Here is a 12,575-nt window from a genome sequence, read left to right on the forward strand (position 1 = left end):
CGCGACACTGCTGATAGACCAGCGTCCGGCCCGCAGCGTCGAGTCCGCGCTGGGCTACCTCTCGACCGTCGATCGGCTGATCACCGACTTCGAAAACTGGGCGCGGCTACACCTGGCCGAACCGATCTCGGTTGCCGACGGTGCGGCGGCCGTTAGTCGTGCTACCCAGCGATGGTTCTTTTGTGACTTTCCAGCTCGCGGCGCAGGATCTTGCCGCTCGGATTGCGTGGAATCTTTTCGAGCGCGATGAATTCCTTGGGCACCTTGTACCGTTCGAGGCGTTCGCGGATATGCGTCCTGAGCTCGTCGGCGGTCGGCGCGGTCCGGCCGGCCGCGGTGACGAAGTAGGCGCACAGCACGTGCCCGAATTCGGCATGTGGAATGCCGATTACGACGACGTCGCCGACGGCGGGGTGCTCGGCGATGACATCCTCGACCTCCTTGGGGTAGATGTTCTCGCCGCCCGAGACGATCATGTCGTCGTCGCGACCGTCGATGTAGATCCGGCCATGCGTGTCGAGATGTCCCATGTCCCCGGTGTTCACGTGGCCGTCGATCACTTCCTTGGTGGGAGTTGTCGACTTTCCGTCCGAGACATAGCCGTGGTATCCGAGTCCGCCGCGCACGAAAATGCTGCCGCTCTCACCGACCGCGGCGGGTGTGCGGTCCGCGCGCAGGATGCGCACCGAGACGCCGATGGCGGGACGTCCCGCGGTCTTCGGTGCATCGGCCAGATCCTCGGTGGTGGCGATCGAGACCACACCGGCCTCGGTGGATCCGTAACCGTTCACCAGGATGGGGCCGAAGGCATCGATGAACCGGCCGATCGTCGCGGGCGCGATCGGCGCCGCTCCCGTAACCGCCAAACGCAATGAGCCGGTGTGGAATTCGCGACGCCGCTGTTCCGGTATCGCCACCAGGCGCTGCACCATCACCGGAACCCCGACGAACACCGTGGCGCGATGGCGTTGTACGTCGGCGAGCGCCTGCTCGGGGTCGAAGCGCCTGCGCGTGATCACCGTCGTGCCGAGGGCCAGGGCGCCGAACATGATGGCCAGTCCGAATCCGTGGAAGAACGGTGGGGCCATCACTATCACATCGCGGGACTCGAGTCGGGTCGCCGCCATCGCGGTGGCCACCATCTCCAGCACCGTGCGCTGGCGCAGCGGCCGGGAGACACCTTTGGCGAGTCCGGTGGTGCCCGAGGTGAGCAGGGTGATCCGCACCGGGTGACGCACCGGCGGTGGTGCCGGATGTGATTGCCGGGCAAGGGTATCCAGCGAGAGCGGGGCTTCGGTGTCCTGCCAGGCCCGGACCCGGGTACCCGGAAATTCGGCGGCGTCGATCGCTTCGTCGTATTCCTGGTCGTGCACCAGGATGGCCGGACGGTGTCGCTCGAGTATCTGCGCGAGCTGTGCCCGCGGCAAGTCGGTGTTGAGAAAGACCAATTCGCAACCGAGTTGGGCGCCGACCACCGACGCCTCGATGAAACCGCGGTGGTTGCGGCACAGAATGGCCATCGTCCCCGCGCCGGGGTGGCGGGCGTGCAATGCCGCGGCGATCGCTTCGGTACGACGCTGCAACTGCCGGTAGGTGATCACACCGCGGTCGTCGACAACGGCGGGGCGATCGCCGTAGCGGGCCGCCGATATCGCCATGACGGTGGCGATCGATGGCCCGAATCGCCGGACCGCATCGGTGATCCGGACCGCCGTGGTGATGCCGACCGGGCGCAACGCACCCGAAGTGACAAGTGGGACAACCGCATTCCGCCACTGGAAGCCGGTCTGGTTACGCGACATCGTCGGTTCCCTTCTCCACACCGGCCAGCGAGGCCGCGGTGTCGCCGAGGAAGCGGTAGATGAACGTGGTCAGCAGTTCGATCGGGGTGCGCAGCAACGGCACCAGGACCGCGACGGGCCAACCATAGGCCGGGGTCAGTGTGCGTGGCTTCTTGACGATCGCCTTCGCGATGACATACCCCGCCGTGCGGGCGGACTGCCCTGGCAGTGCCGAAATCCAGCCGCTGGGTGCGCTCATCCGGGTGAACATCGAACCGGCGTAAAAGGTCGTCAGTGTGACGCCGTCCGCGCGGGCCTCCATCCCGACCGCACGCATCCAGATATCGAAGGCCGCCTTCGACGACACATAGAAACCCCACTTCGGGGCGACCGGAAACATGACCCCAACGGTCGAGACATTGACGATATGGCCGGATCCGCGGGCCCGCATGCTCGGCAGCAGCGCCAGCGTCAGCCGCATCGGTCCCAGATAGTTGGCCGAGGACGTGCTGTTCAGGTCCTTGGGGCGGTCGTAGGACAGGTGGATCGACCGCCGCAGCGACTTGCCCGCGTTGTGCACGAGGTAGTCGACCTGGCCGAATTGAGTCAGCACCTCCTCGGCGAAGGATTTGATGGAATCCTCGGATGCGAGGTCGAGTGGGATGGCGACGGCGCTACCGCCCGCGGCCTTGATCTCGGTGACGATGGTCTGCAACTGCTCCGCCGACCGCGCGCCGAGGACGACGGTGGCGCCCGCGGCGCCCAGCATTCGAGCGGTGGCTTCGCCGAGACCGTAGGACGCGCCGGTCACCACCGCGATCTTGCCCGCGACCTCACCGCGCAGCCGGTCCGGGTTGCGCAGACCGCGCGGGCCGATCAACCAGGCGACGCCGCGCCCTATCGGTCCGGCCGCCAGCCAGTTGTTCGGTCCATTGTCGAGAGATGTGGTCACTCGGAGGGCTCCGTTTTCTTCGAGGGTTGTGCGTGCTCCAGCAGGGCATTGATCGCGCGGGAGGACAGCGGGGTGCCGGGGTCGAGCGCCAGGATCGACTGTCCGGTGGTGTACAGGCTCGCAACCAGTAGCTCGCGCAATTGCACGCGGCTGATGTCGCGGGTTCGCAGCCAATCCGCAACGGCTCCTTCGACGAAAGCCATCCAACCTGCCACGGCGGTACGCGCGAGTGGGGTGCCGGCGCCGCCGGTGAGCTCCTGCATCATCGCCGTGACGAAGCGATCGATGTGCCGATGGTGCATCGCGCGCAGCTCTTCGTCGGTCACCTGCGTCGACAGCGCGAGTGGTGAGCCTTCCCGTGTTTCGGCTTGGTCGATGTACAGGTTGAGACCGCGGATGAGCCGGGGAACGGCCGGGCCGCGCAGCGCTTGGAGTTCGTCCCAGAAGTCGCTGTAGACGGCGTCGGCCGCGGCGAGGTAGAGGCCGCGTTTGCCACCGAAGTGGTAGTTGATCAAGCCGATTGCGGTACCTGCCCGTTGCGCGATCTCGGTGGTCGAGACCTCGTCGAAGCGCTTCGAGCCGAATACCTCGATGGCGGCGGCGAGCAGTGCGGTGCGTGATTCGTCGCTGCGTGCGGTTCCGCCGCGGCGATTTGAACGCTTTTCAATGTTTCTAGACGGACGTTCGCTTGGTTGAGCATTTTTCAATTCCGTAGCGGCGGCCGCGTCGAGCAGAGCGGGCAACAGCCTCGCCACCGGACCGGTCGAGATCGTCGGATCGATCGTCCGTTGGATGCTCAGCCCCAGACCCATGCTGAACACCGCCTGTGCGGTATCGGCCAGGAAGGCGGCTGAGCCGCTACCGGCCACACCGGCCAGCAGATCGCCGATCGCGGATCGCACCGCGGCCAGGTTCGCCGCGATCTGGTCGCGCAGTGGGGGGTCATCACGGCCGGTCAGCGTCAATTCGAACTCGAGTTGGGTGAACCCGACATCGTCGATGCGCTTGCGCGCCCATTCCGTCAATGCGGCGATGCGGTCCTCGGCCGAACCCCGCAGTTCGGCCACGGCGGTGATCTCCGCGAGTGCCTCGGTATGGATCAGTTCGAGAACTTCCAGGCAGAGCTCGTTCTTATTGCGGAAGTTGGAGTAGACCGCGCCCTTGGAGTAGCCCGCCGCCTCGGCGACCCGCGCCAGCGAGGTATTCGCCATACCGTCGGCGATGAACAGATCGCGGGCGGTCCGGGCCAGGTCGGCGCGCGTTCGCGCCTGGCTCTCCGGTCGTGTCATCCTTGACATGGATTCAAGATACCACTGGTATCTGAATTCCGTCAGCCTGCTCGAGTAGGAGGTCAAGGAGGGGCGCCAGGGCGCGAGCAGGATGCCGCCGACCAGCTGGGCGCTCTGATCCAGATGACCTGGCGGCCTCGGTGACGTGGGCGCGGCGGTGGACTTCCGGTTCGCGTGCCACCACCCCTGCTGCGACGACTACCCCGACGCGGTAGCTGAATCGTCGCAGCAGATCCATCGCCGGACGGGTGAGGGTGCGGATGGCTTTCCGGACCGAGGCCGTGACCACCGGGACCATAGACGGGGAAATGTCGGTTCTGCTGCGGGACGCCGTTTGCCGCCGGATCATTGGAGACGTGGGTATGGCACCCACAGTCCCAGCCGAGTTCGTTGTGTTCTCCATGACGTAGACGAAGGCGCGAAATCATGCACAGGTCCTGCGGGTGGATAGGTCTGTGCCGCGCCCCGACAGACAAGGAGATTGCCATGGCTATCGGCGAAACAATCAGTTGCTCCACCTTCGTTGTCGATCTGGGAAAGTTCGAGGTGGAAACTGTTCAACAGGTCAGTGGGCCGTCGTTCGGGATGGATACGATCGAGGTCAAACAGGTGACTCCCGACGGCGAGGTGTTCATCACGAAACAACCGGGCGCTGGCCGCGGGGGTGAGATCACGGTCATTCGCGGGCTGGATCGGAGCAAGGTATTCACCGACTGGATCCATATGACCATGACCAAGCGGGATGTCGATGATGTTCGCCAAGACATCACGTTGACGGTGCTGGACCCGAATAACAAGCCGGTCAAACGGGTTCATCTGGCGCGCGCCTGGGCGTCGGGCTGGCACCGGGATTCGCTGGAGGCCGCGGACGGTCCGGTGAATGAAGAGGTGACAATCGCCTATGAAGACATCGAGGTCGAGAACGCTTGAATGTCGTCGCGGACCGCGCGGAAGATGGTCCATGATCGACTGCTTCGAGCCGACTCGATGATGCGCCACGGGACCGGAGCTTCGCCCAGAACCTGTTGGCGCGCTGATCGCGAAACCGCTGACGAGGGCCGCCGTGACGCCGGATGCCCTCGTCAGCTGCGTTCGGGGGATCACGCGGGATCTACGCCGCGTCGTGGCGCGTATGCCGTCGATACGTTGGACGATCTTCGCCACCCCCGCAGTGGGCGATCGAACTCGAGTGTGCGGCCATCCCGGCGAATCTGCGTGAGTTGTACTCGCTGAATCCGGGCGCAATTCCGAAGCGGCACAGGTGATCGGCAGCGTATTCGTGGAAGAGATGCTGCATCTGGTGCTCGCGGCGAATCTGTGGAACGCCGTCGGCGAGCAGCCCGAGCTCGACTCACAGGAGCTGCTGCCCGAGTACCCGCATCCGCTACCGCACGGTGATCGTTCTGTACACCTACCCGTTCCGGCCGGCAGCGGTTGAGGGATTCCATGGCTCCTCGGCCAGTGATTCGCGCAGGCGAGTGAGCAGTTGCTCGGCGACCTGGCCGGCGGTGCCGCCGGGAAGTGGTGGGCCCGCCGCCTCGATGGCGCGCGAACAGTTGTTCCTTGCTGGTCGTCCAGGGTGGCTCGGTGCGCGTACGTGCGTACTGGATCGACGAAAACGCAACGGCTACAGGTGGTCTGGGTCGACTATGTGCCATCCGCGTCGGTCGAACGACTCACGCGGGCACCACACCTACCCGCCGAGCCAGTCGACCGAGGTCGCCGGTAGTAAGTTCGCGGCGTGCCGAGCGCATCATGTGCCCGACGAGTTCGCGGACGTGGACCATATTGCGGACATGCTGCGGGGCGGCGTGCTCGGCCCGCAAAAGCGCGTACAACGAGTCGCGGTAGTTGCGTTGCATGGCGTGAGCGCGGCCGATCTCGACGAAGTATTGCGCTCGGCGGCCCTCGTTCGGCAGATCGGCCGGAGAAAGTTGCGGGGCGAGCGCGAGCACCTGGCCCGGTTCGCGCTTCTCCATCGCCGCCGACATTCGCCACAGCGCCACATTCGCCGGGCCGAAGGTCTCGTTACGTGCCACGGACGTGTTCGGCTTGGCATCGGCGAGTCTGCCCGCTTGTTCGGTCGCCTCGGCGAGGTGTGGTTCTGGGTCCCTGCCCATCGTGGCGGCGACGAGCGACGCCTGTAGGTGCAGCATCCCGAACGTCTCGATATCACCGACCGTGCGGACGTCGGCGGCGATCTTTTCGGCGGTTCCCATGGTCCTCGCCAGTGCGGAGGGAAGTGCGCCGGTGCGCGACAGCATTATCTGACCTTGACTGAACGCGGCGGCGGCGAGTGGGGCAGCCTGTCCGACATGCGCGGCGGCGCGCTCGGCTTCCTGTGCGGCGGTCCAGGCAAGGGCGTGGTAGCCGCGTGCTCGTAGCGCGGAAGCGACACCGTAGGCGACATTGCCGAACACGTCCCACGCTTGCTCGGCGCACGCGCTGTTGGCGTCGCGTATGTGGCGGTAGCCGTCGGTCAGCATCGGGACGAGCATCGGGCCGAGTGTCGCGTAATCGCAGTTGTTACGAATTTCGGTCGCTGTATGTGCGAGCGCGGCCAACTCGTCGAGGCTGCGCGGCGGCCGGGTGTCGGTCACGTTGCCCCGCGACCACAACACCGTCTCGATCTCCGGTACCGCCATGTGGAATCCGGCGGTCGCGGGGTCGAACTTTTCTTGCTCGTGGCCCGTGAGGTCACCGACCATGACCCCGAGTGCCGATGCGAGTGCGAGCAGTGTCCGGCGCGAGTCGATCGGCCGTTCGCCGTTCTCGTACTTGGCAATAGCGCCGCGCGACAACCCGGCCCGGTCGGCGAGTACCTGCTGCGATATCCCGCGCCGGGCGCGGATGGCGCGAACCCGACGGCCTACATAACGGCTGTCGTCTGGCTGGAAGTCGCTCATGTCTCCACTGTCCCATGGCGGGACGTGTTGCGGCGGTTGCGCTGTCAAGGTTCCTGTTCAGCCCCGCCGCTGGGTCGATGCGATGTCCCCGGCGGCGGGAGCTCGCCAACGACAGGGGATGAAGGGCAGGGGAATGGACGCGCTCGGCTGGATAGACCCGTGTTCGCCGACACCGGATTGGGATGCGGCGCAGGTGCGCCGCTTGGCGCGGCGATTGGGGTACGCGCTGTGCTGGGCTGATCCGGGTTCGGTGCTGGGTCTGGTCGAACAGGTCACCGCGTCGGGCGTCGATATGGTGCTGTTGCCGTCGTCGGCGCATGTGGATGCGGTGACGCTGGTTCGGGTGATGGCGGTCGCCGATGTCGAATGCGCCTGCCCGCGAACGTCGTTCGGCCGCTGGTCCACGCTCGGCGGGGTGCATCGGTGAGCGCGGCTCAGATGGGGCTCGTATTCGTGATCGGTTTACCGCTGGCGGTGGTCGTCGCAATGATCTTCTGGCCGTCCGACTACGACTGAGATGCCAGCGGTACCCATCACCCGCGCAAGCGGACTGGCCGCTCGATTGCGCCACGAGTGGCTGCGGATTTGGCGGCGGGTCGCCGCCCCGACGCCCCGATCGTGACCCGCGCCAGAGATTTGAAACTCAGTCGACAAGTGCGCCGCCCGACAGATTGCGATTGCTCCCGTCATGGTTCCAGCTCGATTCGAAGCCAGGAACGCGGCCGTCTCTGCTATTTCAGACAATGTGGGCAGCCTTTTCAGAAGCGTCCCCTGCGCCATCGCCTCGGCCTGTGCGGCAAAGGGGACAGGCGAAGATATAGCTGGCTGAGTGGTTCGTTGCTCACAAGGAAGTGCGAAAGAGTATGGGGCCATGGGGCGGCCGGATGTTCAGGTCGCCTGCTCACCGAGTGTGTATTGGTGACGGAGGCGGTGGACCGCGTCGTCCATGTGCTCGACCAGCAGGTTTCGCGCTCGGCGCACCGGGCCCGAGCCGATGGCTGCGCGCAGTTCGACGTGCTCTCGAGCTTGTTCGCGCAGGTCGGGATACGTTGTTTGTAAGGCGCCCAGGCACATTCGGGTTTCGATGAGCAGAGTGCGGGCCGCTCGGACCAGACGGGGGCTGCCCGCGCTTTCGACGAGGGCTTCATGGAAGGCTTGGTCGGCGTCGGAAACGCCTGCGGCGTCACTATTTTCGGCGCATGCGCACATGGCGGTGACGCTGGGTTCGAGGGCGGTGTGGGCGATGGCGCGGCGGCCGTCCAGGACGAGGGCGAGAGCACCGCCTTCGATGGCGGTTCGGGCGCGGTAGATGTCGACGACGTCGTCGATGGTCAGTTCGATGACGAAGATGCCGCGATTTCGGATGCTGTACAGCAGGCCCTCGGTGAGCAGGCGCTGCAGTGCCTCTCGGACCGGGCCGCGCGATACCCCGAATCGGGTTGCGAGGTCGGCTTCGCCGAGTTGGGCGCCGGGGGCGAGATTGCCGCGCATGATCGCCTCGCGGAGCCGATCTGCGATCATTTCCGCCGTCGACTGCCGGTTCACCGGCTCGAAATCAACGACCGACATGGATATGCCTTTCCGCGAAGAGGGAGCCGAGCACAGCGGATGCCACCGCATTGCCGGTCAGCCGCAGGCCCTCCCAGATGGTGACCTGATTGGCCGTCAGCACAATCTTGCCCAAGCGCGCCTCGAGCTCCGGCAACACCCTGAGGGTGTGCATGGCGGTATCCGGAATCAGCAGCGCCTGCGCGTCGGGATGGTCATTGGCGACCGCTAGTTCACGCACCTGCGTGGCGGTCAGGGTGCCGACCTCCGCGGCGGTATCGATACCTGCGCTGGAGAATGCGACCACCTCGATTCCGGCATCGGCCAGGAACTCGATGAACAGCCGCGCGACCTCGTCCGGATAGCTCGCGGCGACCGCGACGCGGCGCACGTCGAGTGCCTGCGCGGCCGCGACGAAGGCGAGGCTGGTGCTCGAGGCCGCAACCCCGGCGGCCGCGGCGAGCGCGCGCACCTGCTCGCGCGCACCCTGTGGTCCGTACACGAAACTGCCTGAGGTGCAGGCCCAGACGACCGCGTCGGGCCGGTCCGGTGCGAGCAAGGTGGCACCGTGGCGCAGCTTGTCCGGGCTGCCCAGATCCAGCAGCTCCGGAATGGCGTGCAGATCGGTTCCGTAGATATGGGCGACCGGCAATCGCACGCCGAGCAGCGACGCGGCGAACGGGTAGTCGTCCTCGGCCGCGTGGTCCGGGTAGATGAAACCGACGGTGGTTTCCTGCATGCCTTTTCTTCCAATCAGAAAACGTTGAGTAGCCACTTTCCCGGACCCGTCATCGGCAGCTTCATCCGGCCCAGGCAGGCCCACATGGTGAGCTGATTCGCGGTGAGTACGGGTTTGCCGAGGGCCTGTTCGAGCGGCTCGATGACGTCGTAGGTGGGCAGGTTGGTACAGCTGACGAAGATGGCCTGGGCCTGTGGGTCGTCCGCGCCGACAATGCGTTCGGCGATGGTGCGGTAGTTGACCTTCCAGATACCGCCGCCCAGACCCAGGTGGTCCGAACGGATTACGGTGCAGCCCGCCTCGGCGAGGAAGTCGTGCAGCTTGTGGGTGAGGATTTCGTCGTACGGGGTGATCACCGAAAGTCTGCTGATGTCCAGATGTCGGATCGCCTCCACGAGTGCTCCGGAGGTGGTGACGGCTTCCAGCGCGCCGGCCCGGCAGATGGTGTCGCGCAGTGCCTTCTCGTAGGCGAGCCCCCTGATGAAGCTGCCCGAAGTGCACAGGTAGGCAACGACTTCCGGCTCGACGTGCATCACATCGCGCGTCGCCGCGGTCAGATGTACCGGATTGGAGACCAGCTCGGCCATCGCCATCGAAACCGGGACCGGTTCATAAGGTGTGCGGGCCAGGTGCAGGCTGACATCCAGCGGCGCCCAGCGCCAGAGTTCGCGTTCGAGCGCGAGGTCGAACGGTGCGATGATCCCGATACCCCGTTGTGCAACGGGCCCTTCGATATCGGGAAAGCCGAGTTCCAATGCGGCCCCTCTCGCGCTCAGCCGTTAGACCTCCGAGAACGATCGGATTGTTGACAATCATACGATGCGATTTTAGTGTGTCAATGTGGAACAGGGCCCGATTGTCACCGTCCTGCACAGTGACAGTGTGCCCGACTCGGACCTCATGGCCCCGGTGGCCGATCGAGCCGAAGTGCGGTACACGGAAGCGCCCGGACTCGCCGACGCATTGCGCGGCGCCGACGCGCTATTCGTGTACGACTTCCTGACTCGCGCGATCCCCGGCGCCTGGCACGCGGCCGATCACCTGCGCTGGCTGCATATGGGTTCGACCGGGGTGGATCCGGTGATGTTCCCCGAATTGCGGGAAAGCGAGGTCGTGGTCACCAATACACGTGGCGTATTCGATACGGCCATCGCGGAATACGTTCTGGGTCAGATCCTCGGTTTCGCCAAGGATCTGCCTGGATCGCTGCGTCTGCAGCAACGGCACGAATGGCGGCACCGCGAATCCGAACGCATTGCGGGCGCCTCCGTTCTGATAGTCGGAACCGGCTCGATCGGTCGCGCTGTCGCGCGATTGTTGCGCGCCGCCGGTATGACCGTGCGGGCGGTGGGCCGCCGCGCACGGACAGTCGATCCGGATTTCGGCACCGTGACGACCGACCTGCACGCCGAACTTCCCATTGCCGATTACGTCGTCGCGGTCGCACCGCTGACGCCGCAGACCCGGGAAATGTTCGATGCCAAGGCATTCGCCGCGATGAAACCACATGCCAGGTTTGTCAATGTCGGCCGTGGGGAACTCGTGGTAACCGACGACCTTCTCGCCGCGCTCAGCACCGGATCGATAGCCGGGGCGGCACTCGACGTGGTGGATCCGGAACCGCTACCGGCGCGGCATCCGCTGTGGGATCTGCCGAATGTGCTTATCACTCCGCATAATTCGGGTGACTTCAGCGGCTGGCGAACCGAGGTCGTCACGGCGTTCACCCGCAATTTCCACAATTGGATCGCCGGCCGGCCTTTGGACAACGTGGTCGATAAAGAGCTGGGGTACGTGCCCGGCTGAAGGAGCCCTGCCATGAACCCGGACATCAATACGCAACCGGCCGCGATGACCGCCGTCGAATTGGTCTCGGCCTACGCGGCCGGCACTCTTTCCCCGGTCGAGGCGACCGAGGCGATTCTGCAAGCCATCACGGCACGCGACGGCGAGGTGAACGCCTATTGTCTGGTCGATCCGGATCGCGCACTGGTGCAGGCCAAGGATTCGGAGGCGCGCTGGAATTCGGGCTATGCCCGCGGACTGCTCGACGGTGTGCCGATCTCGATCAAGGACATCTTCCTGACCGAGGGCTGGCCCACCCGACGCGGCAGCACCTCGGTCGATCCGAGTGGTCCCTGGCAGGTGGACAGCCCGGTCGTGGCCCGGCTGCGCGAGGACGGCATGGTATTCCTCGGGAAGACGACCACGCCGGAAATCGCTTGGAAGGCGGTCACCGACAGTCCGCTGACCGGCATCACCCGCAATCCGGTCGATCCGACGACGACCTCGGGCGGGTCCTCCGGCGGTAGTGCGGCCGCGGTGGCGGCGGGGATGGGTCCGGTGTCGGTCGGCACGGACGGCGGTGGGAGCATTCGCATTCCGGCCGCGTTCTGCGGCATCGTCGGCTTCAAGCCGACGCACGGTCGGGTTCCGCTGTACCCGGCGAGCCCGTTCGGTCCACTGGCCCACGCCGGGCCGATGACCAGGACCGTGGAGGATGCCGCGCTGCTCATGGACATTCTCTCGCTGCCCGATCCACGTGATCCGACCGCGCTGCCGCCCACGGTGACAACCTTCCGTGGCCAGATGTCGCGTGAGGTGCGCGGGCTCACCGTCGCCTATTCGCCGACGCTCGGTTACGCGAACGTCGATCCGGAGGTCGCCGCGATCGTGGATGCGGCGGTGCAGCGGCTGGCCGAGGCCGAACTGCGGATCATCGCGACCGATCCGGGCTTCGAGGATCCGCGCGACGCATTCGAACTGCTGTGGGCCGCGGGTGCGGCGACCATGTTGGCGAAATTCCCGGACGGTGCGCGCGAAAAGGTGGACCAGGGACTGCGCGCGGTGTGGGAATACGGCGAAACCGTCAGTGCTGTGGACTATCTCGACGCCCGCGCGGTGGCCGCGCAACTCGGTATCACCATGGGCGCCTTCCACACCACTTACGACCTGCTGATCACCCCGACGATGCCGATCGCCGCATTCGAAGCGGGTCACGATGTACCGCCCGGCAGCGGGCTCGACGGCTGGCCGCAGTGGACGCCGTTCACCTATCCGTTCAATATGACCCAGCAACCCGCGATCAGCATCCCCGCGGGCACCACCGCCGCCGGGCTCCCGGTCGGCCTGCAGATCATCGGGCCGCGCCACTCCGATGATCTGGTCCTCGCGGTCGCCCGCTACGCCGAATACGTCCTGGGTTAGCCACTCGCCCCGTTCAAGCCTCTCCCAGCCCAAACGGAGCGAGTCCTACGAGGGTCCCGTCTCGCGTCCGAGTCGTCGAAGCGCATACGACGAAGTCGCGAGACTCGACTGTTCGGACGCGAGACTGAAGGGGCCGCGAACACGCAGCGCCGA

11 protein-coding genes and 1 pseudogene are annotated in these 12,575 nt (G+C 65.7%); 5 read left to right on the forward strand and 7 right to left on the reverse strand.

Annotated features, from left to right (window positions below; translation table 11 throughout):
- Positions 1–161: 161 nt before the first annotated feature.
- From AB0L58_RS27150 to AB0L58_RS27160, 3 genes are read right to left on the reverse strand one after another with little or no spacing between them, the layout of a single operon-like run.
- Positions 162–1,802: an AMP-binding protein gene (locus AB0L58_RS27150; RefSeq protein WP_364390634.1), complete on the reverse strand. Its 1,641-nt coding sequence runs from the start codon at positions 1,800–1,802 to the stop codon at positions 162–164.
- On the reverse strand, positions 1,792–2,733 hold the full coding sequence (locus tag AB0L58_RS27155) for an SDR family NAD(P)-dependent oxidoreductase (protein WP_364390635.1): 942 nt from the start codon (positions 2,731–2,733) through the stop codon (positions 1,792–1,794). Before AB0L58_RS27155 ends, AB0L58_RS27150 begins: the two co-directional genes overlap by 11 nt.
- Positions 2,730–4,031, reverse strand: coding sequence for a TetR family transcriptional regulator (locus AB0L58_RS27160; protein WP_364390636.1), 1,302 nt, complete (start codon positions 4,029–4,031; stop codon positions 2,730–2,732). Before AB0L58_RS27160 ends, AB0L58_RS27155 begins: the two co-directional genes overlap by 4 nt.
- Before the next feature lie 477 nt (positions 4,032–4,508).
- Here AB0L58_RS27160 and AB0L58_RS27165 point away from each other — a divergent pair, with 477 nt between their 5' ends.
- Positions 4,509–4,952 (forward strand): phage tail protein, encoded by a 444-nt coding sequence (locus tag AB0L58_RS27165; RefSeq protein ID WP_364390638.1) that lies wholly within the window; start codon positions 4,509–4,511, stop codon positions 4,950–4,952.
- 316 nt (positions 4,953–5,268) lie between these two features.
- Positions 5,269–5,460, forward strand: a pseudogene (locus tag AB0L58_RS27170) (ferritin-like domain-containing protein); the annotation flags it as partial.
- 238 nt (positions 5,461–5,698) lie between these two features.
- Here AB0L58_RS27170 and AB0L58_RS27175 read toward each other — a convergent pair.
- Positions 5,699–6,928: a helix-turn-helix transcriptional regulator gene (locus tag AB0L58_RS27175; protein WP_364390639.1), complete on the reverse strand. Its 1,230-nt coding sequence runs from the start codon at positions 6,926–6,928 to the stop codon at positions 5,699–5,701.
- A 118-nt stretch (positions 6,929–7,046) separates the two neighbouring features.
- Between AB0L58_RS27175 and AB0L58_RS27180 the strand changes: the two genes are divergently transcribed.
- Positions 7,047–7,355, forward strand: coding sequence for a hypothetical protein (locus AB0L58_RS27180; protein ID WP_364390640.1), 309 nt, complete (start codon positions 7,047–7,049; stop codon positions 7,353–7,355).
- A gap of 461 nt (positions 7,356–7,816) precedes the next feature.
- Here AB0L58_RS27180 and AB0L58_RS27185 read toward each other — a convergent pair whose 3' ends face one another.
- Genes AB0L58_RS27185 through AB0L58_RS27195 form a run of 3 tightly spaced genes read right to left on the reverse strand, consistent with a single transcriptional unit; the run spans position 7,817 to position 9,970 of the window.
- Positions 7,817–8,497: a GntR family transcriptional regulator gene (locus AB0L58_RS27185; RefSeq protein WP_364390642.1), complete on the reverse strand. Its 681-nt coding sequence runs from the start codon at positions 8,495–8,497 to the stop codon at positions 7,817–7,819.
- Complete coding sequence (locus AB0L58_RS27190; RefSeq protein ID WP_364390644.1) at positions 8,484–9,215, reverse strand: maleate cis-trans isomerase; 732 nt, start codon at positions 9,213–9,215, stop codon at positions 8,484–8,486. The genes AB0L58_RS27185 and AB0L58_RS27190 overlap by 14 nt, the downstream gene beginning before the upstream one ends.
- Positions 9,216–9,229: 14 nt before the next feature.
- Positions 9,230–9,970 (reverse strand): Asp/Glu/hydantoin racemase, encoded by a 741-nt coding sequence (locus AB0L58_RS27195; protein WP_364390645.1) that lies wholly within the window; start codon positions 9,968–9,970, stop codon positions 9,230–9,232.
- Positions 9,971–10,055: 85 nt separating this feature from the next.
- On the opposite strand from AB0L58_RS27195, the gene AB0L58_RS27200 reads away from it, so the two are divergent.
- Positions 10,056–11,021: a D-2-hydroxyacid dehydrogenase gene (locus AB0L58_RS27200; RefSeq protein WP_364390646.1), complete on the forward strand. Its 966-nt coding sequence runs from the start codon at positions 10,056–10,058 to the stop codon at positions 11,019–11,021.
- 12 nt (positions 11,022–11,033) lie between these two features.
- Positions 11,034–12,422 (forward strand): amidase, encoded by a 1,389-nt coding sequence (locus AB0L58_RS27205; protein WP_364390647.1) that lies wholly within the window; start codon positions 11,034–11,036, stop codon positions 12,420–12,422.
- Positions 12,423–12,575: the final 153 nt, after the last annotated feature.

Source organism: Nocardia sp. NPDC052112, from assembly GCF_040680135.1.
Lineage (GTDB): Bacteria > Actinomycetota > Actinomycetes > Mycobacteriales > Mycobacteriaceae > Nocardia.

What these genes read in the sequence shown, in the direction of transcription:
- AB0L58_RS27185 (WP_364390642.1), bottom strand. Translation starts at nt 8,497, where the DNA reads ATGTCGGTCGTTGATTTCGAGCCGGTGAACCGGCAGTCGACGGCGGAA.
- AB0L58_RS27160 (WP_364390636.1), bottom strand. Translation starts at nt 4,031, where the DNA reads ATGTCAAGGATGACACGACCGGAGAGCCAGGCGCGAACGCGCGCCGAC.
- AB0L58_RS27165 (WP_364390638.1), top strand. Translation starts at nt 4,509, where the DNA reads ATGGCTATCGGCGAAACAATCAGTTGCTCCACCTTCGTTGTCGATCTG.
- AB0L58_RS27175 (WP_364390639.1), bottom strand. Translation starts at nt 6,928, where the DNA reads ATGAGCGACTTCCAGCCAGACGACAGCCGTTATGTAGGCCGTCGGGTT.
- AB0L58_RS27180 (WP_364390640.1), top strand. Translation starts at nt 7,047, where the DNA reads ATGAAGGGCAGGGGAATGGACGCGCTCGGCTGGATAGACCCGTGTTCG.
- AB0L58_RS27205 (WP_364390647.1), top strand. Translation starts at nt 11,034, where the DNA reads ATGAACCCGGACATCAATACGCAACCGGCCGCGATGACCGCCGTCGAA.
- AB0L58_RS27150 (WP_364390634.1), bottom strand. Translation starts at nt 1,802, where the DNA reads ATGTCGCGTAACCAGACCGGCTTCCAGTGGCGGAATGCGGTTGTCCCA.
- AB0L58_RS27190 (WP_364390644.1), bottom strand. Translation starts at nt 9,215, where the DNA reads ATGCAGGAAACCACCGTCGGTTTCATCTACCCGGACCACGCGGCCGAG.